The sequence below is a fragment of the Nonomuraea sp. NPDC049480 genome (genome assembly GCF_044465905.1).
Taxonomy (GTDB): Bacteria; Actinomycetota; Actinomycetes; order Streptosporangiales; family Streptosporangiaceae; genus Nonomuraea.
On record NZ_JBITMD010000027.1, the window covers coordinates 86,265 to 108,238 of the forward strand.

18 protein-coding genes are annotated in these 21,974 nt (G+C 71.2%); 8 read left to right on the forward strand and 10 right to left on the reverse strand.

The window, feature by feature from the left end:
- Positions 1–509: 509 nt before the first annotated feature.
- Genes ACIBX3_RS48690 through ACIBX3_RS48700 form a run of 3 tightly spaced genes read right to left on the reverse strand, consistent with a single transcriptional unit; the run spans position 510 to position 2,807 of the window.
- Complete coding sequence (locus ACIBX3_RS48690; protein ID WP_397127530.1) at positions 510–824, reverse strand: PepSY domain-containing protein; 315 nt, start codon at positions 822–824, stop codon at positions 510–512.
- A 35-nt stretch (positions 825–859) separates the two neighbouring features.
- On the reverse strand, positions 860–2,098 hold the full coding sequence (locus ACIBX3_RS48695; protein WP_397127531.1) for an ATP-binding protein: 1,239 nt from the start codon (positions 2,096–2,098) through the stop codon (positions 860–862).
- Positions 2,099–2,129: 31 nt separating this feature from the next.
- On the reverse strand, positions 2,130–2,807 hold the full coding sequence (locus ACIBX3_RS48700; protein ID WP_397127532.1) for a response regulator transcription factor: 678 nt from the start codon (positions 2,805–2,807) through the stop codon (positions 2,130–2,132).
- A gap of 92 nt (positions 2,808–2,899) precedes the next feature.
- Between ACIBX3_RS48700 and ACIBX3_RS48705 the strand changes: the two genes are divergently transcribed.
- Entirely contained in the window at positions 2,900–3,313 is a 414-nt protein-coding gene (locus ACIBX3_RS48705) for a hypothetical protein (RefSeq protein WP_397127533.1), read from the forward strand.
- A 12-nt stretch (positions 3,314–3,325) separates the two neighbouring features.
- On the opposite strand, the gene ACIBX3_RS48710 is transcribed toward ACIBX3_RS48705, so the two are convergent.
- The 7 genes from ACIBX3_RS48710 to aceB all read right to left on the reverse strand — a co-directional run bounded on the left by ACIBX3_RS48710 (position 3,326) and on the right by aceB (position 11,834).
- Complete coding sequence (locus ACIBX3_RS48710) at positions 3,326–5,239, reverse strand: hypothetical protein (protein WP_397127534.1); 1,914 nt, start codon at positions 5,237–5,239, stop codon at positions 3,326–3,328.
- A gap of 55 nt (positions 5,240–5,294) precedes the next feature.
- Positions 5,295–5,507 carry a DUF2277 domain-containing protein gene (locus tag ACIBX3_RS48715; RefSeq protein WP_397127535.1) on the reverse strand — a complete coding sequence of 71 codons (213 nt, stop codon included), beginning with the start codon at positions 5,505–5,507 and terminating at the stop codon, positions 5,295–5,297.
- Positions 5,508–5,601: 94 nt separating this feature from the next.
- Complete coding sequence (locus tag ACIBX3_RS48720) at positions 5,602–6,345, reverse strand: IclR family transcriptional regulator (RefSeq protein WP_397127536.1); 744 nt, start codon at positions 6,343–6,345, stop codon at positions 5,602–5,604.
- Between the two features lie 64 nt (positions 6,346–6,409).
- Complete coding sequence (locus tag ACIBX3_RS48725; protein WP_397127537.1) at positions 6,410–7,612, reverse strand: (Fe-S)-binding protein; 1,203 nt, start codon at positions 7,610–7,612, stop codon at positions 6,410–6,412.
- A 5-nt stretch (positions 7,613–7,617) separates the two neighbouring features.
- A complete protein-coding gene (locus ACIBX3_RS48730) occupies positions 7,618–8,784 on the reverse strand; it encodes an FAD-binding oxidoreductase (RefSeq protein WP_397127538.1) in 1,167 nt (388 codons plus the stop codon).
- Between the two features lie 8 nt (positions 8,785–8,792).
- The gene (locus tag ACIBX3_RS48735) at positions 8,793–10,229 is read right to left on the reverse strand and encodes an FAD-linked oxidase C-terminal domain-containing protein (RefSeq protein WP_397127603.1); all 1,437 of its coding nucleotides are present in this window, start codon (positions 10,227–10,229) and stop codon (positions 8,793–8,795) included.
- A gap of 27 nt (positions 10,230–10,256) precedes the next feature.
- Complete coding sequence (aceB, locus tag ACIBX3_RS48740) at positions 10,257–11,834, reverse strand: malate synthase A (protein WP_397127539.1); 1,578 nt, start codon at positions 11,832–11,834, stop codon at positions 10,257–10,259.
- 165 nt (positions 11,835–11,999) lie between these two features.
- Between aceB and ACIBX3_RS48745 the strand changes: the two genes are divergently transcribed.
- From ACIBX3_RS48745 to holA, 7 genes are all read left to right on the forward strand, one after another.
- A complete protein-coding gene (locus ACIBX3_RS48745) occupies positions 12,000–12,692 on the forward strand; it encodes a DUF4097 family beta strand repeat-containing protein (protein WP_397127540.1) in 693 nt (230 codons plus the stop codon).
- An 84-nt stretch (positions 12,693–12,776) separates the two neighbouring features.
- Positions 12,777–14,201 (forward strand): GTPase HflX, encoded by a 1,425-nt coding sequence (gene hflX / locus ACIBX3_RS48750; RefSeq protein ID WP_397127604.1) that lies wholly within the window; start codon positions 12,777–12,779, stop codon positions 14,199–14,201.
- 541 nt (positions 14,202–14,742) lie between these two features.
- On the forward strand, positions 14,743–15,951 hold the full coding sequence (gene hutI, locus ACIBX3_RS48755) for an imidazolonepropionase (RefSeq protein ID WP_127930837.1): 1,209 nt from the start codon (positions 14,743–14,745) through the stop codon (positions 15,949–15,951).
- A 14-nt stretch (positions 15,952–15,965) separates the two neighbouring features.
- Positions 15,966–16,787, forward strand: a complete 822-nt coding sequence (locus ACIBX3_RS48760) for a DegV family protein (protein WP_397127541.1) — start codon at positions 15,966–15,968, stop codon at positions 16,785–16,787.
- 575 nt (positions 16,788–17,362) lie between these two features.
- On the forward strand, positions 17,363–17,893 hold the full coding sequence (locus ACIBX3_RS48765) for a helix-hairpin-helix domain-containing protein (RefSeq protein WP_397127542.1): 531 nt from the start codon (positions 17,363–17,365) through the stop codon (positions 17,891–17,893).
- A gap of 319 nt (positions 17,894–18,212) precedes the next feature.
- Positions 18,213–20,672 (forward strand): ComEC/Rec2 family competence protein, encoded by a 2,460-nt coding sequence (locus tag ACIBX3_RS48770; protein WP_397127543.1) that lies wholly within the window; start codon positions 18,213–18,215, stop codon positions 20,670–20,672.
- A 265-nt stretch (positions 20,673–20,937) separates the two neighbouring features.
- Positions 20,938–21,909: a DNA polymerase III subunit delta gene (gene holA / locus ACIBX3_RS48775; protein ID WP_397127544.1), complete on the forward strand. Its 972-nt coding sequence runs from the start codon at positions 20,938–20,940 to the stop codon at positions 21,907–21,909.
- Positions 21,910–21,974 lie beyond the last annotated feature (65 nt).

Here is a 21,974-nt window from a genome sequence, read left to right on the forward strand (position 1 = left end):
CTCTCCCCGATGGCATTGATCACCAATCATGGAACGTTCCATGACTGGATCCAGTCCGTGCCTCCTCAAGGCGTAGCGGTCCCGTCGCCCACCCCGGGACCCGTGATGTCGCCGGTCGCGTCGCGGACGTCCCCGCCCCGGCCCGAGTCCCAGCCCAAGTCCCACCCCAAGTCCCGATCCCGGCCCCACCCCCGGCCGCGGCGGTCAGAGGCTCCCCGCCGCGTGGGATCGCCCACCCCGCAGCCACCTCCCCGGCAACGACCGGGCCCGGAGCGCCGCCCCCCATCCCTGCCGGCCGGCGTCACTGACCCCTGCGCCACCTTCCACGACTTCCGCCGGGAGCCCTGCTACAGCTTCCTGCACCGCCTCATGAGATGACGGGGAAGCGGCTTTCCCGCTCGACCGCCGCGACAACAATCCGCCTCGGCGACGCCGAGGCGCTGCCGGACAGATGGCCGGACGACGAGCAGGCCCGCCACCCGATGAGGGCGGCGGGCCCGGCAACCGGATCAGTCGTCGTCATCATCACCGTCCGACTGCTTCGCCTGGTGCTCGAGGACCTTGCCGGTGGCCGCGTCGACGTCCACCTCGTACAGCCGGGATCCCTTGGTCAGCTCGAGCTCCCACGCGTCCGGCCGCGTCCCGCGCCGGTCGTAGTCCAGCTCGCTGACCCAGGACCCGGGCACCGCCTTGTGCGCGATCTCGATGGCCTTCTCGGCCGTGACCTTCGGGGCGGTGGTGGCGGCGAGGGCCGCGACGCTCCCGCCCGTGACCAGCACGACGACTCCGGTACCGACAACGATGAGCTTCTTCGTGATTCGCATGACCCCACGAAATCGCGATCTTCGATAACCGCGCGCTAAGCGGCCGTTAAGAGCACTTCAACGCGTGCGCCGCCCTCCGGAGGCGACGAAACGGTCAGCCGGCCGCCGGACGACTCGGCCGTACGCCGGGCGATGTCGAGCCCGAGCCCGGTCGAGCCGCCCCCGCTGTTCCCGCGCTCCAGCAGCGCCGGATCGAACCCCGGCCCGGCGTCCTCGACCGCCAGCAGCGCCCCGGAGGGATGCGGCGCGAGCCGTACGGACATCGCGGCCCCTTCGGGCGTGTGCGCGAAGACGTTGCCCAGCAGCGCGTCCACGCACGCCGCCAGCTCGTCGGCCCCCACGGCCACCGGCAGCGCGCCGTCCGGCAGGGAGACCGTCACCTCCCGCCCCTGGTCCTCGGCCAGCACCGACCAGAACCGCACGCGCTCGCGCACCACCGCGGCGGCGTCGCACGACGCGCGCCCGGCCGTACGCCGCCGCGCCTCCGTGATGACCGTGCTCACCGCCCGCTCCAGTGCGTCCACCCGGGCCTGCACCCGCGACGCCTCCTCCGGGTCGCGCAGCGACTCGGCGTCCAGCCGGAGCCCCGTCAGCGGGGTACGCAGCCGGTGCGACAGATCGGCCACCGACTCCCGCTCGGCCGCCAGCAGCTCGTCGATCCGCCCGGCCAGATGATTGAGCGCGAGCGCCACCGAACGCACCTCGGGAGGCCCGCCAGGCTCCGCCCGCGCCGTCAGATCGCCTCCGGCCAGCCGGTGCGAGACCCGCGCCAGCCCGTCCACCGGTCGCGTCACGGCCAGCGCCAGCCGGTCGGCCAGCACGATCCCCAGCACGACCAGCACGAGCCCGAGCACGGTCAGCGCCGCCCATGCCTCGCGCACGCCCCGCGTCAGCTCGGCGTCCGGCACGAACACCCTGATCACGGCCGTGCCCTCGGGCGACTGCGCCGAGACCAGCACCTCCCTGCCCTCGGCCGCGGAGGCGGTCACGCTGCGTCCCGTCGCGGCCAGGCGCACCGCGTCCGATCGAGCGGCCGGCGCGCCCACCGTACGCCCGTCGGGCAGGAACACCGTCACCGGCCGCGACACCTGCTCCACCGCCAGCGCCAGATCGGGCGTGCCGACCGCGACCGCCACGGACTCGGCCGCGGCCGTGGCCCGGCTCATCGCGCCGTTCTCGGCCACGGCCCTGATCAGCAACGCCATCGGCACCAGCAACGCGATCAGCACCAGTGACGTCGTCGCCGCCACCAGCAGCGCCAGCCACCGCCTCATGACGCCCCCGCGGAAAAGACCACGCGCCGCCTCATGACGGCTCGACCAGTTTGACCCCGACGCCGCGCACCGTGTGCAGGTAGCGGGGCTCGGCGGCGGTCTCGCCGAGCTTCCTGCGCAGCCACGACAGATGCACGTCCACCGTCTTGTCCGCGCCCCCGTACGGCAGTTGCCACACCTCGGTCAGCAGCTCCCGTTTCGTCACCACCTCGCCCGGCCGGGCGGCGAGATAGTGCAGCACGTCGAACTCGCGCGGCGTCAGATCCAGCGCCGCGCCGTCCAGCGTGGCGGTACGCGCCCGCGGATCCACCCGCAGCGCCCCCACCGCCAGCGGCTCCGGCGCCGTCCCGCCCGACCGCCGCAGCACGGCTCTGACCCGGGCGTCCAGCTGCGCCGCGCTGTACGGCTTGACCACGTAGTCGTCGGCCCCCGCGTCCAGCACGGGCACCATCTCGGCGTCCCCGTCACGCGCGGTCGCCACGATGACCGGCACCTGGCTGACCGCGCGCAACATCCGCAGCAGCTCCACCCCGTCGAGGTCGGGCAGCCCCAGGTCGAGCACGATCAGGTCAGGCCGGTCCTGCACGGCCAGCCGCAGCCCGTCCAGCGCGGTGGGGGAGGAGGAGACCGCATGGCCCAGGTCCCGCAGCCCCCGGCTGAGCGCCGTGCGGATCGCCACGTCGTCCTCGATGAGCAGGATGTCCGCCATATACATGAACGTAGACCTTCGGTGACCATACCTTGGGCCGCCTTAGCGTCTCGTTAACCCCGCCTTAGCACGACATGGGGAAAGCTGGGGCGATGAAGAGATTCGTGCTGGCCTGGGCCGCCACCGCCGTCGCCGCGACCGGAGCGTCCGTTGCGGTGCTCGGCCTGGTCGGCACCGGCGTCACCGGAACCTCCACCCGCGTGCTCAGCCAGGAGGACGTCCAGGCGGCCCTGTCCACCGCCACCGCGCGCCCCGTCGCCGCAGCGTCCGGCGCGCCCGCGCAGGCCCAGCAGGGCAAGCTGATCCGCAGCCCCGGCGGCACCGTGATCGCCTCCTGCGCGGGCGACGAGGTCACGCTGCGCTCGTGGAGCCCGGCCCAGGGCTACTCCGTGGACGACGTCGAGCCGGGCCCGTCCGACGAGGTCACGGTCGAGTTCGAGCCGCAGGAGGGCGATGACGTCGAGCTGACGATCACCTGCACGGGCGGACAGCCCGTCGCGGGGTGACGATCGCGGCGCTCACGCCTCCGCGCTCAGCGCCGCCTTCGTCAGCTCGGCCTGCCGCCTGATCTGCCCCATGATGATCGGGTTGACGCCCTTGGCCTCGAACAGGGTGACCATCTTGTCCATCACCGCGTTCGCCCGCGCCAGGTCACCCTGCCTGGCCTGGGCCCTGGCCAGCCGGCGCAGCACCATGTTGAGGGTGATGTTGTCGATCGTGGCCTCCTGCGCGACCCGGGTGAGGTGCTCGATGCCCTGCTTGGGATCCGGCGGGCGGATCCGCAGCCGCTTGCCCGTGGTCAGCGCCTTGAACTCGCGCTCGGCGTTCAGCCCCTTCACCATGCGGGCGTACGTTGCCAGGCGGTGGTCGCCGTACCTGTCGATCACCTCGTCCAGCGCCAGGTTGCCCGACCGCAGCGCCGGCGAGTCCGAGCCGAGCAGCGAGAACAGCTTGCCCTGCTCCTCGCCCAGCATCAGCTCGGCCACCTGGTGGTCGTCGTGGCTGACCGGGAAGCGCACCCTGACCAGGCAGGCGGGGGAGACGATGCGGGAGCCGTCGGCGGCGATGTACTGGGCGCGGACCTGGTATTCGCCGGGCTGCTGGAAGTAGTGGCCGTCGCGGCCGTGCCCGATGTACGCGCTGCGGTACATCGCCGGGTTGCCCTCGTCCAGCCGGATGTCCGGCGAGGTGTCCACGCAGTGCCGCATCATCGGCCGGTACAGCACGGTCCTGCCGCCCGGCTGCGTGATCGACACCTGCGTGAACTCGGTGTCGGGATGCAGGTGGCCGTGGGTGACGCGGGGCTCGCCGGCGCAGGAGAGCTTGAGCTCGACCACGACCGGCTCACCCAGCTCGAACGACTCCTTGGCGCGCAGCTCCAGCCGCAGCCCCGAGTGGTCCTCGACCGGCTGCTCGAAGGGCGCGATCTCGGCCGCGCCGGTGCCGAACGCGTTCGCGCCCATGGCGACGTCGCGGAAGAAGCCGTGACGCAGGTGCACCAGCTCCGGATCCGTGAATTGGAAGGGGAAGGCCGCCCAATAGCCCTGTTCCCCACCGGGGCGGTAGTTCTGTACGTAGTTCATCCAGGACAGATCCCCGAAGCCGCCCTCGGGCCCGAGGGGTTGTGGCGGGTTGGCGAGGTTCTTCTGCCAGGAGTGGAGCAGGTTGAAGGCGTGCCCTAACTCGTGCACATACGTCCGTAGCTGCGCGCGTTGCGCCTGCGGCGAGTCCCCCTTGATCGCGTCGTAGAAGACCGCCGCCCCCTGCCGCTGGTGGGCGTCGTTGTAGTCGAACATGATGCCCCGATAGCCGCCCGTGTGCTTGCTGGCCACCAGCAGCCATAACCGCCAGGCCGGCGCATCCCCGAACATGCTGAATTGCTGCGACATCGCGTGGTGCAGCTCGGCGTCGTTCCATGCCAGGTCGGCCCCCGACCCGTCCACCGGGATCACCCCCGGCTGCGCCAGGGTCAGCTCGATGCCCGCCTCCGCGTAGGCGGCGCCCACGCTCAGCTCCCTGGCGGGCGACCCGCTCGGGCCGGGCAGCGTGCCCGTGCCGTACGACACGAACGGCACCGTGCCCGTCACCGAGTCCTGCTCCAGCAGCACCCGCCGGAAGTACGGCGAGGAGAACGACAGCCCGTACGTACGCCCCGCCAGCGCCGCCGTCCCCGACCCATCGGTGATCGTGACGCTCACGTCCTTGTCAGGCGTGTCGAACGTGAACACCCCGCGTCCGTCGATACGGGCTTCGGCGCCCTCGGCGTGCACGGCGGGGGAGTTCACCACGAACGAGCCGACGTACGAGATCGTCGCACCCGCCACGGCGAACAGGTCGCCGCTCACCCGCCCGGTGGGCCTGGTCCCGTCGACGTCGACGCGGAGCGCCAGCCGCGAGTCGCCGTCCTGCCCCTCGTACAACCCGCTGATCATGGCAGCTCCTGGGGGAATCGTCAGGGATTACATCGTCCCCCGCCGGGAGCCCCTGTCAACGAGATCCGCGAACTTGGAGCGCCGCCAGCAGCTCCTCCGACGCCCGGGTGATCTCCTCGACCGCCCGGTCGAAGGCCTCGGCGTTGTGCGGGGCCGGCGCCCGGAACCCGGAGATCTTCCTGACGTACTGGAGCGCCGCCGCCCGCACGTCCTCCGGGGTCACACTCTCGGTGAACGGCGGCCGCAGGGTCTTGATGCTTCTACACATGCCCCAAAGGTAATAGCCGATCGGCCGGCTCGCCTCCTCGATCATGCGAGGCCCGGCCGCCGACGGGACCGTCGCGCCGTTGCTCAGCGCGACGTCATGGCCGAGGGCTGAGTTCGTTGCCGAAGTCCAGGGCGATCTTGCGCAGGCCCTCCGCCAGTTCGTCGCGGCCGTGCCCGTCGATGCGTTCGGCAGGCCCCGACACCGACATCGCGGCCACCACCCGCCCGCCGTCCCACACGGGCACGGCCAGGCAGTGCACGCCGAGCTCCTCCTCGCCGAGGTCCATGGCGTACCCGCGGGACCTGACCAGGTCGAGCTCGGCGAGCATGGCATTGACGTCGGTGATCGTGTTCGGGGTGCGGCGCGGCATGCCGGTCCGCTCGAACACGGTGACGGCGTCGGCGGCCTGCCGGTCGGCCAGCAGTACCTTGCCCACGGCCGTGCTGTGCGGCAACACCCGCCGGCCGACCTCGGCGAACATCCGCAGCCGGCGCGGCGAGGGCACCTGCGCCACGTAGACGACGAAGTCCCCTTCGAGCACGGCCAGGTTCGCGGTCTCGCCTGACAGCTCGACCATCTTCGCCAGGTACGGCTGGGCCCACACGCCGACCATGCTCTCCGCGATGCCGCCGAGGCGGACCAGGCCGCCGCCCAGGGCGTAGCGCCGGTCGGACTCCTGACGCACGTACCCGCGCGACAGGAGGGTCTGCAGCAGCCGGTGGATGGTGCCGTACGGCAGCCCGGTCCTGGCCGCGATCTCCGACAAGCCGGCCTGGCCACCGTGCTCTGCCAGCGCTTCCAGCACGTCGAGAGCCCGCTCGACCGACTGGACACTCACGGGCCCTCCTTCGCCGGTCCTGTGAGCACGCCGCCGCGTCCAACGGTCCGCTCGCTTCGCTCCCTCACAAGCTCACCCCGCGCAGCGAGGCGTCCAGCACCTCGGCGGTGTGCGCGACCCTGATCTCCGCGCCGGCCCGCCGCATGGCGGCGGCGATCTGCATGGTGCAGCCCGGGTTGGCGGACACCAGCAGCTCCGCGCCCGTCGTGCGCACCGCGCCGGCCTTCCTGTCGCCCAGGTCGCGGGCGGCCCGCGGCTGGAAGATGTTGTACGTCCCCGCCGAGCCGCAGCAGATCGCCGACTCGGGGATCTCCCGCAGCTCCAGGTTCGGGATGCCGCTCAGCAGCTCGCGCGGCTCTGCGCGCACGCCCTGGGCGTGGGCCAGGTGGCAGGCGTCGTGGTAGGCGACGGTCAGCGGCAGCGGGTGCCGCTTGGCCACGGGTCCCAGCTCGACCAGGAACTCCGACAGGTCACGCACCTTGAACCCCGGCTCGCGCCCCAGCAACTCGGCGTACTCCTTCATGGAGGAGCCGCAGCCGGCCGCGTTCACCACGACGGTGTCGACCCCGGCCCGCTCGAACGTCCTGACCGTGCGCCGCGCCAGCCTCCTGGCCTGATCGCCGCGCCCGGAGTGCACGCTGAGCGCGCCGCAGCAGCCCTGCCCGGGCGGGATGATCACGTCGCAGCCCTCCAGCGCGAGCACCCGCGCGGTGGCGGCGTTCACCTGGGGGAAGAACTCGCGTTGCACGCAGCCGGTGAGCATGCCGACCACGGCCCGGCGCTCTCCCCTTGCCCGGACCACGCGCGGCAGCGGCTGCCGCCGCTCCACGCGGGGCGCGAGCCCGGCCATGGCGCCGAGGCTCGGGTTGACGCGGGTGAGGAACGCCGCCATCCGCGCGGCCAGCCCCAGCGTCGGCCGGAGCAGCCGCAGCCGGCGCGGGTAGGGGAACAGGCTGAACACGATGCCGCGCACAGCCCGCTCCTGCGGCTCGCGCACGTGCTCCCGCTCCACCTCGACCCTGGTCTGCTCGATCAGCCGGTCGTACTTGACGCCCGACGGGCAGGCGGTCACACACGCCATGCACCCCAGGCAGGCGTCGAAGTGCCCCGCCATCTCCGGCGTGATCGGCGTGCCCTCGACGTGCTGGCTCATCAGGTGGATGCGCCCGCGCGGCGAGTCCATCTCCTCGCCCCACAACACGTAAGTCGGGCACGTCGGCAGACAGAACCCGCAATGCACACAGTCGTTGATCAGCTTCGGATCCATGTCAGTCAGATCCCTCCCACGAATCGGCCGGGAGACATCCTGCGCCCGGGATCGAACTGCTCCTTGACCCGGCGCATCAGCGGCAGCCCGCTGATCTGCCCCCACCGGTCGACGCTCGCGTACGGCGCGGCCAGCACGTTCACGCGCCCGCCGGCCGCCTCAACCTGCCTCCGCAGCCGGGTCACGGTCTCGGCCAGCTCCTGCTCCCCGGTCGCGCCCCACGACCCCAGCAGCACCCGCCCGGACAACACCGATCCCCGAAGCGCCAGCCCGGTCCCGGCCGCCGCGTCCAGCACCGCCCCCGTGCCGGTGGCCGGGAACCGCACCTCCACCAGCACCTCGTCCCCCGAGATCAGCCCCCACCACGGCGGCGCGGCGTCGGTCACGGAGCCCGTGCCGACCAGCGTGCGCAGCTCCTCGGCCCGAGCCTCCGCGGCCGCGCCCTCGACCAGGACGGCCAGGGTCAGCGGCCCGCCCGGATCCGGCCAGTCCACCTCGGCGGCGCTCGGCTCGGCCTGCGAGGCCGCCAGCGCCGCGGCGACCGCCGCCACCTCGCCGCGGCCGACCTCGGCCGTGATCCAGCGGCGGCCGGCGGGCAGCGGATGGAGGCGGAACGTGGCCTCCGCGATGACGCCGAGCGTGCCGTACGAGCCGGTGAAGAGCTTGCCGAGGTCGTAGCCGGCGACGTTCTTGACGACCTTGCCGCCCGAGCGCGCGATCGTCCCGTCGGGCAGCACGACCGTGATGCCGATGAGCAGGTCGCGAGCGGTGCCGTAGCGGAACGCGCGCGGGCCCGCGGTCGCGGTGGCCAGCGTGCCGCCGACCGTCGTGTCCTCGGCGAACGGCACGTCGAGCACCAGCTCCTGCCCCTTCTGCGCGAGCGCGGCCGCCAGCGCGTCCATCGTCACCCCGGCCTGCGCGCGCACCACGAGATCGCCGGCCGCGTGCTCCAGGATCTCGTTCAGGCAGCACATGTCGAGCAGCACGTCACACCGCTCGGGCGGGCTGCCCCAGTGCAGCTTCGTACCGCCGCCGGCCGGGACCACCACCAGGTCCCGCTCGGCGCAGTCCCGCAGCACGGCCGCGATCTCCTCGACCGTCTCGGGCAGCGCCACCCAGCGCGGGCGCACGCCGCCGACGGCGTCGTCCGCGTCCGCCTCCCTGACCGTCACCCCCGCGATCAAAATTGCTCTGCCCTCCCGGACTCCACCAGCGGATGAACACCCTTCCGCACGCCCGGCACCTCGCCGCACAGCCGCGGGGTGGGGAACACCTTGCCCGGGTTCGACAGTCCTCGGGGGTCGAACGCGCACCTGACCAGTTGCATCGTGTCCAGGTCGGCGTCGCTGAACATCCGCGGCATGTAGCGGCTCTTGTCCACACCCACGCCGTGCTCGCCGGTGATCGAGCCGCCGTGCTCGATGCACAGGTCCAGGATCGCGCCGGAAACCACCTCGGCCCGCTCGCCCGCCCCCGGCTCCGCGTCGTCGAACAGCACCAGCGGGTGCAGGTTGCCGTCGCCGGCGTGGAAGACGTTGGCCACCCTGATCCCGTGCTCTGCCGACAGCCGGTCGATGGCGGCCAGCACGCTCGGCAGGGACGTGCGCGGCACCACGCCGTCCTGCACGATGTACGCCGGGCTGATCCGGCCCACTGCCGCGAACGCCGACTTGCGGCCCTTCCAGATCGCCGCCCGCTCGGCCGGACCGGCCGCCACGCGCAGCTCGAACGCCTCCGAGCAGATCTCCCTGAGCTGCGCGAACTGCCGCTCGACCTCCGCCTCCGGCCCGTCCAGCTCGACGATCAGCACGGCCCCGGCGCCCTCGGGGTAGCGGCAGGCCACCGCGGCCTCGGCCGCCGCGACGGACAGCGCGTCCATCATCTCGATCGCGGCCGGCACGATGCCCGCGGCGATGATCGCCGACACGGCCTGGCCGCCCTGCTCGATGCTCTCGAACGCGGCCAGCACCGTGGTCACGGCCTCCGGCGCGCGGCTGAGCCGTACCGTGATCTTCGTGGCGATGCCGAGCGTGCCCTCCGAGCCGATGAACGCGCCCAGCAGGTCGTAGCCGGGGTCCATGCGGTCCAGCGTGACCAGGTCGCCGTCCGGGGTGACGATCTCGCAGGCCTCGACGTGGTTGACGGTGAAGCCGTACTTCAGGCAGTGGGCGCCGCCGGAGTTCTCCGCCACGTTGCCGCCGATCGAGCAGATCTGCTGGCTGGAGGGGTCGGGCGCGTAGTAGTAGCCCCGGTCGCGAACGGCCTCCGTGATGGCGAGGTTGGTGACGCCCGGCTCCACCACCGCCCTGCGGGCGGCCAGGTCGATCTCCAGGATCGCGCGCATCTTCGAGGTGACGATGAGCACGCCGTCCTCGCGGGGCAGCGCGCCGCCCGAAAGGCCCGTGCCCGAGCCCCTCGCCACGAAGGGCACGCCGAAGTCGTTGCACAGGCGTACCACCCGGGCGACCTGCTCGGCCGTGCTCGGCAGCACGACCACGCCGGGGGTCGCCCGGTGGTACGTGAGCCCGTCGCACTCGTAGGTGCGCAGGCGTACCGGATCGGTGATCACCGAGTCTTGGGGCAGCAGCGAACGCAGCGCCGCCACCAGCGTGTCCAGCACTCGATCACCTCCGATTCTGATTATTCACGCCATTCGCGCGTAGGCCGGAAGAGTCAGGAACTCGGCGAAGTCGTCGTCCAGCGCCACCTCGGCGAACAGCGCGGTGGCCTGGTCGTACAGCTTCGCGTCGTATCCAGGCTCCGTGGCGATCTTGGCGATCTCCTCCAGGATGATCCGCTGGACCAGGTCCTTCGTCACCTGCGCGCCCGTGTCGGCGAGCGTGATGTCGTTGTGGATCCACTGCCAGATCTGCGAACGCGAGATCTCGGCCGTGGCCGCGTCCTCCATGAGGTTGTGGATCGCCACCGCGCCCAGCCCGCCCATCCAGGCCGCCAGGTAACGCAGCGCCACGTCCACGTTGTTGCGCAACCCCGCCTCGGTGATCTCGCCGGGCGTCTCGGAGACCGCCAGCAGGTCGGCGGCCGACACGTTGACGTCCTCGCGCAGCCGGTCGAGCTGGTTGGGCCGCGAGCCCAGCACCCCGTCGAACACCTCGCGGCAGATCGGCACCAGGTCCGGGTGCGCCACCCACGACCCGTCGAACCCATCGCCCGACTCGCGCGTCTTGTCCGCCCGCACCTTCTCCAGCGCCACGGCGTTCACCTCGGGGTCGCGGCGCGAGGGGATGAACGCCGCCATCCCGCCGATGGCGTGCGCGCCGCGCTTGTGGCAGGTGCGCACCAGCAGCTCGGTGTACGCGCGCATGAAGGGCGCCGTCATCGTGACCGCGTTCCGCTCGGGCAGCAGGAACTCCCGGCCCCTGGTGCGGAACTTCTTGATCACGCTGAACAGGTAGTCCCAGCGGCCCGCGTTGAGCCCGGCCGAGTGGTCGCGCAGCTCATAGAGGATCTCCTCCATCTCGAACGCGGCCGGGTAGGTCTCGATGAGCACGGTTGCCCTGATCGTGCCGTGCGGGATGCCGAGCAGCTCCTGCGCCCGGATGAACACGTCGTTCCAGAGCCGCGCCTCCAGGTGCGACTCGATCTTGGGCAGGTAGAGGTACGGGCCCTTGCCCTTGTCGATCTGCCGCTGGGCGCAGTGGAAGAAGTAGAGCCCGAAGTCGAACAGCGACCCCGACACCGGCTGCCCGTCCACGGTGGCGTGCTTCTCGTCCAGGTGCCAGCCGCGCGGCCGCACCACGACCGTGGCCAGCTCGTCGTCGGGCTTGAGCGCGTACGCCTTGCCGCCGGTCTCGAAGTCGATCGTGCGGTCGAGCGCGTCGCGGAGGTTGAGGTGGCCGGCCACGCAGTTCTCCCAGAGCGGGGAGTTGGCGTCCTCGAAGTCGGCGAGCCACACCTTGGCGCCGGAGTTGAGCGCGTTGATGGTCATCTTCTTGTCGACGGGCCCGGTGATCTCGACGCGCCGGTCCTCCAGACCGGGCGCCGGGGGCGCGACCTGCCAGGCGCCCTCCCTGATCTCCTTGGTCTCGGGCAGGAAGTCGAGCATGCCGCCCGCCGACAGCTCCGCCTGCCGCGCCTGCCGGGCTTCCAGCAGCTCCAGCCGTCTGGCGCCGAACTCCCGTTGGAGAGCCGCCACGAAATCGAGCGCCTCCGGCGTGAGGATCTCGTCGAACCGGTCGAGCATCGGGCCGGTGATCTCCATGGGACCTCTTTCTGCTCGTTTTCCATTCTATGGAAAGTCACTTCTGGATTGTGGAAGTGAAGCTACTCCCATGGTGCTTCCCGGGTCAAAGGCGGGGGTTCCCCCCGGGGGTCTTCGGGGGCATCCCCGATGTGGCCGGGGCCGCGCCACGAAAGGATTCCGGGCATGAAGACGATTGCGATCGCGGGCGGACTGCTGGCCTCCGCAGTGCTGCTGACGGGATGCGGGCTCGCGAGCATCGCCGGCCCCACGAATCAGGACACGGCGTCCTACCAGGTGACGGACAAGGTCACCAAGCTTCAGCTGGACAGCCACTCGGGTGACGCCGTCGTCACGGAGACCGACGGCACGGCCATCCGGGTTGTGGAGACCCACCGCTGGAGCGGCGACGACAAGCCCAAGGCCCAGCACAAGGTCGAGGGCGGCGTGCTGTTCGTGACCTACGACTGCCCGGCGAACTGGGGCAGGTGCAGCGTCGACTACAAGGTCGAGATCCCCAAGGGGCTGCCCGTCGACCTCGACAGCGGCTCGGGCAACCTCACGCTCAGAGGCCTGACCGGTGACCTCGAGGTGTTCGTCGGCTCCGGCGACGTGGACGCCTCGGGTCTGGCGGGCAAGAGGGTGGTCGCCGAGGGCGGGTCGGGGAACATCGAGCTGAAGTACACCGCCGCGCCCGACAGCGCGAAGGTGGAGGTCGGGTCGGGAGACATCACGCTCAACGTCCCCGACGAGGGCTATGACGTGTCGACCGACACGGGATCCGGCGACGCGAACGTCAAGGTCAAGAGAGACGACTCGTCCCCGCGCAAGATCTCGCTGACCGCGGGTTCCGGCGACGTCAGCGTGTTGCCCGGATAACCATGTGCTCACGCCGGGGATGTCATGCCACCATCGTGGGAAGACACCGAGGTGTCCAGACGTTCCCTATTAGAGATGACACGAATGCACGAATACACCGCGCCCGATGAGTTCGACAACGGCTTCGAGAACGGCGAGATGGACCTGGAGGAGCGCCAGGCGCTGCGCCGCGTGGCGGGCCTCTCCACCGAGCTCCAGGATGTATCCGAGGTCGAATACCGGCAGCTGCGGCTCGAGCGGGTCGTCCTCGTCGGCGTCTGGACCAACGGCACCGCGGAGGACGCCGAAAACTCCCTGCTGGAGCTCAAGCTCCTGGCGGAGACCGCCGGCTCGCAGGTGCTCGACGGCCTCATCCAGCGCCGTCAGAAGCCTGACCCGGCGACGTACATCGGCTCGGGCAAGGCGCTCGAGCTGCGCGACGTGGTCGAGTCCAGCGGCGCCGACACCGTGATCTGCGACGGTGAGCTGACCCCCGGTCAGCTCCGCCAGCTCGAGGACACGGTGAAGGTCAAGGTGATCGACCGTACGGCGCTGATCCTCGACATCTTCGCCCAGCACGCCAAGAGCCGCGAGGGCAAGGCCCAGGTCGAGCTCGCGCAGCTGCAATACCTGCTGCCCCGCCTGCGAGGCTGGGGCGGCAACCTGTCCCGGCAGGTCGGCGGCCGCGCGGCCGGCGGCGTCGGCATCGGCGGCCGCGGCCCCGGTGAGACCAAGATCGAGCTGGACCGCCGGCGCATCCGCGAGCGGATGGCGAAACTGCGCCGCCAGATCGGCGGCATGTCCACCTCGCGCGAGACCATGCGTTACCGGCGCCAGAAGCGCGAGGTCCCGGCCGTGGCCATCGCGGGCTACACCAACGCGGGCAAGTCCTCGCTGCTCAACCGCATCACCGGTGCCGGCGTGCTGGTGGAGGACGCGCTGTTCGCCACCCTCGATCCGACCGTGCGCCGGGCGCGCACGGCGGAGGGCAGGCTGTTCACGATCGCCGACACCGTCGGCTTCGTGCGCCACCTGCCGCACCAGCTGGTCGAGGCGTTCCGCTCCACGCTGGAGGAGGTCGGCGACGCCGACCTGATCCTGCACGTGGTCGACGGCTCGCACCCCGACCCCGAGGGGCAACTGGCGGCGGTGCGCGAGGTGCTCGCCGACATCGAGGGCGCCTCGGACATCCCCGAGATCGTCGTGGTCAACAAGGCCGACGCGGCCGAACAGGACGTGATCGACCGCATCACCAGGCGTGAACGCCACAGCATCGTGGTCTCGGCGCGGACGGGCAAGGGGATCCCCGAGCTCATGGCGCTCATCGAGCGCGAGCTGCCCAGGCTGGACCACGAGGTGCACCTGCTGGTGCCGTACGACAGGGGTGACCTGATCTCGCGGGCCCACAAGGAGGGCGAGGTGCTCTCCGTGGGCCATGTCGAGGACGGCACTATCCTGCACGCCCGCGTGCTGCCAAGCCTGTTCCAGGAGCTGGAACGGGTGGGCAAGCCGGTCGAGCGCGTCTCCTGAAGGTCATTTGGCGATTCGGGCCGGGCGGCCCACGGTGCTGAGGTACGGTGGGGGCCGCCCGGCCCGGGTATGTCGTCGGCAGAGCGGGCGGCACATCACGGCACGGTTGGGCAGGTCTTGCCGCAAAGCGTGCAGGGCTACCCAAAAGCGGCAGTGGTCCCCGAACCCCGGGTATTGCTAGGATTGGCCAGACCTAACGTAGGTCTGGCTTTTAAGGGTGTGGGTTCTGGGTTTCGGATGATGACTGCTGTTGCCGAAGTCGTCAACGGGGGCCATGGGAACGAGGCGGGGCTGGGTGACGGTTGGGATGTGTGGTCTTTCTTCCGAATAACCCTGTACACCAGCCCGACATGTGAAATAACGTAACTGAACTGAAATCGCCGGGTCATGACTCTGGCGATACGGTCACCGCACAACTCGACGCGGATGAGAGCAGGAGACCCCCCATGTCGTCCGGACCCGGAGCGGACTCAGTGGGCGCGGCACAGGCCGTGCGCTGGGCATGGCGCTCGCGCGGGGGCTCGCGCAGGGCGGTGATGCGGTGACCGTTCGGCTCCTGACCAACATCGGCCGCCTCTGGACCGGCAACGAAGTCCTGAGCAACGCGGCCATTCTCGTGCACAACGACCGCATCGCGTGGGTCGGGCGGGCGCCCGACCTGCCGCAGAGCGTGCCCGGGGTCGTCGACGACATCGTCGACGTCGACCACGTCGAAAACCTCGGCGGCGCACTCGTCACGCCTGGACTCATCGACGCCCACACGCACCCGGTCTACGCCGGCAACCGCTACGCCGAGCTGGCCATCCGCACCGGCGGCTCCAGCGCCGCCTCGATCACCGCGGCGGGCGGCGGCGTGGGCTCGACCGTCACCGTGACCCGCGGCACCGACCCCTGGACGCTGTGCAACGGCGTGCGCGAACGGCTGCGCGGCTGGCTGCTCAGCGGCACCACCACCGTCGAGGCCAAGACCGGCTACCACCTCACGCGCGACGGCGAGCTGGCCGATGTGCGGCTCCTGCGCGAGCTGGAGAAAGAGCCGATGATGCCGCGCGTGCACGTCACGTTCCTCGCGGCGCACGTCGTGCCTCCGGAATACTTCGGCCGCCAGCGTGAATACGTCGAGGCCGTGGGCGCCTGGTGCGCCGACGCGGCCGCGGCCGGCGCCGACAGCGTCGACGTCTACTGCGACGAGGGCCACTTCACCACCGAGGAATCCCGCTGGGTCCTCGCCTCCGGCCGCAACGTCGGCCTGCTGCCGCGCATCCACGCCGGCCTCTTCAGCCGCCGCGGCGCCGTCCAGCTGGCCGCCGAGCTCGGCTGCGCCTCCGCCGACGGCCTGCACCACATGTCGGACGAGGACATCGCGATCATGTCCCGCTACGGCGTGCCCGCGGTCGTCTGCCCCGCCACGGCCCTCCAGCGCGGCCATCTCCCGCCGGTCCGCCAGATGATCAAGCATGGCGTGCAGATCGCGCTCGGCAGCGACCACAACCCCGGCTACTGCGGCATCACGTCGATGTCGCTGGTGATCGCCATGGCGGTGTCGGCGTTCGGGATGAGCGTCAACGACGCGCTCCGCGCCGCCACCCTCGGCGGCGCCACCGTCCTGGGCGCTCCCGACCGCGGCGTCCTGGCGCCGGGCCGCCTGGCCGACATCGTGCAGTGGGACGCCGACCACGAGGGCGCCTTCGCCTGGTCCTTCGGCCTGAAGCCGCGCCGCGTGTGGCGGGGTGGGACGCCGGTTCAGTAACTTAATCTTGGGTCATGCCACCCTTGATTGCCGTTGTCACGGATTCGACGGCTTACTTGCCCGGTGTGCCTGGTGTCACTGTGGTGCCGTTACGGGTGGCCGTCGGCGGGAAGTCCTACGACGAGGACTCCTTCGTGGACGACCTCGCCTCCGCCACCACCTCCCGGCCTTCCCCGGCGAGCTTCGCCGCCTGCTACTCCTCCCTCGCCGAGTCAGGTGCCACAGGGGTGGTCTCGATCCACGTGTCGGGCCAGATGTCGGGCACGGTCGAATCCGCCAGGGCGGCCGCACGCGACGCCGCCGTACCCGTGGAAGTGATCGACAGCCGCTCGATCGCGATGGGCCTCGGTTACCCCGTGCTGGCCGCGGCACGCGCCGCCGCGACCGGAGCCTCCCTGGAGGAGGTGACCTCCGCGGCCCACCGCTGCGCCCGGACCACCCGGACGTTCTTCTACGTCGACACCCTTGACTACCTGCGCCGCAGCGGCCGCATCGGCACCGCGGCCTCCCTGTTCGGCTCAGCCCTCATGATCAAGCCATTGCTGCACCTCGTGGACGGCCAGATCTCGCTGCACGAGAAGGTCCGCACGTCCGCGCGTGCCATCGCCCGTCTGGAGGACCTGACGGTCCAGTCGGCCGGAGACGGTCCAGTGGAGGTGGCGGTCCAGCACCTGGCGGCGCAGGCCCGCGCAGAAGCACTCGCGGAACGGCTGACGAAGCGGGTGCCCGGACTGGTGGAGTTGCGGGTGGTGGAGGTCGGACCGGTGATCGGCGCACACGTGGGGCCCGGAATGCTCGGCCTGACCGTCACACCACACGACCTCCCGGGTCTGTAGCCGCGGTGCGGGTGTGCCGGCGGCCTTGAAAGCGCCTCTGCGGTCCCTCTGTCCACAGCCCCGTTAACCGCTACCTCGGCTGTCCCCAGAACGCCGCTCGGGCCGTTACAGCGGCCGCCAGGGGCCCTACCTTCTCTGGCGTGCGAACCTCCGTTCCGACCGCAGAGCGTGCCATAGCCGAGTCCCGGCTACGGTCGATCATCAACCCTGGCCGCCGCCCTCGCCGCCTTCTCCCTCGGCGCGCCGGCGGTGACGGGGCGCGGGCGGACGTTCGGAGGGGCGGCGGAGGCGCTCAGGCGCCAGAAAACCGCATCGAGGACCCTCTTCCCAGCGAAGGGCCCACCGCCGCAACCCCTCACCACCCTGAAGACCCGATCCCCGTACGCCCACGCCGTCACCCGTATGAGCCGATCCCGGCGCGCCCGCACGATCTGGATGAGCCGATCGCGGTAACCCCTCGTCCCGCCGTGGGGCCGGTCCCCGTACCGCCCTCCTTTCAGGCGTTCCGCGCGGCCTTGGCCTCACAGGCTCCTGCTCTCGATCCCGGCAAACCGGGCCTTCGCGGTCTGCTTGCCGTGGGCGCCCTGGCGATCGTCGTCGCCGCCTTCTTCGTCTGGCGAGCCCAACCCACGCCCGAGCCGCTACCGCCCCCCAAGCCCATCTCGCCGGCGACACCGTCCCCCACCTCGAAGGTGACCGTTCACGTCGCCGGCAAGATCCGCGAACCAGGCGTATACCTCCTCCCCTCGGGTGCCCGCGTCGCGGATGCCGTGACAGCGGCCGGAGGCGTGGCACGGGGCGCCTCCACGGGCCCGCTCAATCTCGCCAGGCGTTTGATCGACGGCGAGCAGATCGTGGTAGGCGCCACGGCGGGCTCGGGCGCTCCCGGCTCTCCCGACATGGATCCGGCCACCGCCGTCCTCGACCTGAACTCCGCCACGACCGAACAGCTCGAGCAACTGCCGGGCGTGGGGGAGGTCCTCGCCGCGCGCATCACCGAGTTCCGCGACAGCCACGGCGGCTTCAGCAGCGTGGAGCAGCTACGCGAGGTGAGTGGCATCGGCCCGAGGAAGTTTGAGGAGATCAAGCCGAAGGTCCGTGTTTGACATGGCCGAACCGAGCACGCGCCCAGCTCATGCCGCCCTGAACGGCCGACCGACGAGCACGGACGCCGGCAGGTCCGGCGCGGAACCTCTGGACGCCCGATCAACGAACCCCCACGCACGCACGCACGCCTGGCCGCTCGCGCTCCCCGCCCTGGCGGCCTGGGGCAGCGCCCTGATCCTCCTCGGCTGCACCGCGTTCACAGGCGCGGTCGTGGCGATATCCGCAACCCTGGCGGCCTGCGCCGTAGCGTGGCGCACTCGTCCGTCCGCCAGATCGGATGAGCGCCGGACAGTTGCGCCGCTTTCTCGCTCGCCGACCGTGATGCGCGCATGGCGCAACGCCGCCATCGCCACCCTCATCTGCGCAGCGGTGACCTCGGCGTCGGTCGCCTTCCGAGTCCAGGCCCTTACGTCAGGCCCGGCAGCCGAACTGGCGGCCAAGGGCTCGTCCATCACCGCCCGGATCGCCCTCACCGACGATCCCAAACGCAGACCACCCAGAGGCGGCCACTTCAACCAGGACAGCTACGTGATCCCGGCCGACCTGGAGACCATCCAGGTCTCCGGAACCAGACAAACCGTCAACGTTCCCGTCACCGTCTTCGCCAGCGGGCGCGACTGGAGCTCCTTGCTCCCCAGCCAACATGTGGAAGTCACCGGCCGCCTGGCGAGGCCGACCCCGGGCGACCTGGTGGCGGCCATCCTCCTGGTTCGGGGGCCACCACGAGTCCTGACGCCTCCATCACACCTCCAGACGGTCGCCGGCAGCCTGCGATCCGGCCTGCGAGCCGCCGCCGACACCCTTCCTCCGGATCAGCGAGGACTCCTCCCGGGCTTGGTCGTCGGCGACGTCTCCCGCATGGATCCCCAGGTGGCGTCCGACCTCAGGGAGACCGGAATGAACCACTTGCACGCCGTCAGCGGCGCCAACCTGGCCATCGTGGCGGGCGCGACCCTGGCGATCTCCCGCCTGGTGGGACTCTCCCTGCCCATGAGAGCAGGGTTCGCCGCCGTCGCGATGATCGTGTTCGCCGTGGTGGCCCGCCCGTCTCCAAGCGTGCTGCGAGCCCTTCTCATGGGCTTGGTGGCGGCCATCGCCCTGGGCACAGGCCGCGCCAGGGACGGCCTGGCGGCCCTGTCGGCAACGGTCCTGTTGCTGATGCTGTTCGCGCCCGAGCTGGCCCGCTCCTACGGCTTCGCCCTGTCGGTCGCGGCCACCGCCGGCATCCTCATCCTCGCCCCACGCTGGCGCGACAGGCTGTCGCCTGCTGAGAACGCATCACCTCCCGGACCTGCTGCCGGCGGCGTGAGCGGCCATGGCGTGAGCGGCCACGAAGCGAGCGGCCATGGCGTGAGCGGCCATGGCGTGAGCGGCCACGAAGCGAGCGGCCATGGCGTGAGCGGCCACGAAGCGAGCGGCCACGAAGCGAGCGGCCACGGCGCGTCCGAGCGGATCGGCGACGCTGCGGCCGGGCCGATGGGCGGCGAGCCTCGTCGCCCATCGGTTTCCGCAGGACAGAGCCGAGACGCGGCACACAAGGGATACCGGTTCGCGCTGCCGCGCTGGATGGCGGAGGCGGTGGCCGTGCCGGCGGCGGCGCAGGTGGCCGTGACACCCGTTCTCGTGCTGATGTCGGGACAGCTGACGCCCGTGGCGGTGCTCGCCAACCTGCTCGTGGCACCGGCGGTGGCCCCCGCGACCCTGCTCGGCTTCGGCGCCGCACTCATAGCGCCCCTCTGGCCCGATGCCGCGAGCCTGCTCGTCATCCCGGCCGGCTACGCCGTCGGCTGGATCATCACGGTCGCCGGCTGGGCCGTGGACCTGCCCTTCGCCACGCTGCCGTGGCCCAGCGGCCTCCTGGGGCTGGGCCTGCTCGGGATCACGGTGGCGATCGCCATCCCCATCCTGCGCCGACGCGCCTGGCGGGCTGTGGCGTTGACGATCGCAGGGGCCGCACTGGCGGCCGTCCTGGTGATCCGCCCCATCGCCGGGCCCTGGCCGCCCAAGGGGTGGCTGATGGTGATGTGCGACGTCGGGCAGGGAGACGGCATGGTCATCGCGGCCGGCCCGGGGCGGGGCGTCGTGGTCGACGCCGGGCCCGATCCGGTCGCCATGGACAAGTGCCTGCGCAGGGTCGGTGTCGAGGACGTACCGCTGCTCGTCCTCACCCACCCGCACGCCGACCACGTGGACGGCCTCCCAGGGGTTCTCAGGAACCGGCGCGTCGGCGCCGTGGTCGTCAGCCCGCAGGAGGCCGAAGCCAGGTCAGGAGCCCGGGTCTCGGCCACTCTGGCGCGGCGCCGGATACCTGAATGGGCAGCGGTGCCGGGAAGCCGCTGGATGTTCGGCCCGTCGGAGGTGACCGTGCTCGCCCCCGATCCCGCCATGACAGAGATGCGCGGCCAAGGGGAGGGCAGCATGATCAACAACTCGAGTGTGGTGCTCCACGTGCGCTGGCGGCCGGGGTCGATACTGCTCGGCGGCGATCTGGAGACGGAGGCCCAGGACGAGCTGCTGCGCCGGTTCCGCGTACGGGCCGACATCCTCAAGACCCCTCATCACGGATCCAACCGGCAGTCGCCGGCGTTTCTGTCCTCGCTCGGTGCGCGGGCGGCGCTGATCAGTGTCGGCGCTGGCAACGACTACGGGCACCCGGCCCCGTCCACGCTCGCTCTTTTGCGGCGGCTCGGGGCGGCGGTCTACCGCACGGACCGGTCAGGTGATCTTGCGGTCATCGAGCGCGATGGGGCATTGGCCGTGGTCGCCCGCGGACCGTAGCCCCTGCAGTCCACGACCCTTCAGGCCGTGGTCGCCTTCGGCCCAGGTCCCCTAGACAGCGGCTCGTGGTCGTGTGGCGCGGGGGCGCCGAAGTGGTCAGATCCGGCGAGGGGAAGGGCCGTGGCCCCAAGGGCCGTGGGTCCGGGTTCCGCCGGATTGCCGCAGACGGTTGGGTCACCCGGGTCGGGGGTGTGTGGGCTCTTGCGTACTTGGGCCACTTCGCTCGAGTACCGGGTTGCCGGCGGCGCATGGCATGCTGCCAGGCATGGCGGGAAGCGATCCAGCACCGGTGACCCTGGTTCTCGGCGATGAAGAGTTGCTGGCCGAGCGGGCGGTGAGCGGTGTCGTGGCGGCGGCGCGGGCCGTTGATCCGAGCGTCGAGGTGCACGACCTCGCGGGGAGCAAGGTGACGACCGGTGAGCTGACGCAGCTCACCTCGCCGTCCCTGTTCGGCGACCGGTCCGTGGTGGTGATCCGGTCGGCGCAGGACCTGCCGAAGGACGTGATCACTGAGATCGTGACCTATGCCAAGCAGCCGTCCGAAGACACCGTGCTCCTGCTGGTCCATCCCGGCGGCGTGAAGGGCAAGGCGCTGGTCGATGGTGTGAAGAAGGCCAAGGCCGCGGTGATCACCATCAACAAGGTCACCAAGGCGGGGGAGCGGCTGGACTTCATCAGGGGGGAGTTCAAGCGCGCCGGGCGGAGCGTTTCCGGGGACGCCGCGCAGGCGTTGCTCGACGCCGTCGGCAACGATCTGCGGGAGCTGGCGGCGGCGTGCAGCCAGCTCATGTTCGACACCGAGGACAAGACGATCAGCGCGGCGGCCGTGGCGCGCTATCACAAGGGACGGGCCGAGGTCACCGGCTTCAATGTGGCCGACTCGGCGATCGAGGGGCGGCTGGCCGAGGCTCTGGAGCAGTTGCGGTGGGCAATCGGCACAGGGGTTGCTCCGGTGCTGCTGGTGAGTGCTCTGGCGGGAGGGCTGCGGTCGCTGGCCAAGGTCGGCAGCGCGCCCCGCAACCTCCGGGGCGGGCAGCTGGCGAGCCATCTCGGCATGCCGCCGTGGAAGGTCGATCGCGTGAAGCGGCAGCTCAACGGGTGGGGGCCCGAAGGGCTGTCGAGGGCCATCCAGGCGGTGGCCGACGCGGATGAGCAGGTCAAGGGCGGCGGCGCCGATCCGGCGTACGCACTGGAGCATGCGGTGCAGGTCATCGTGGCGAGCCGTACGGGACGGTGACGCGGTCGGGAAGCGTGCGTCGCGGCCGATCGGGCTGGCCGTGGCGGCACCGCTGGCCGGGGTGA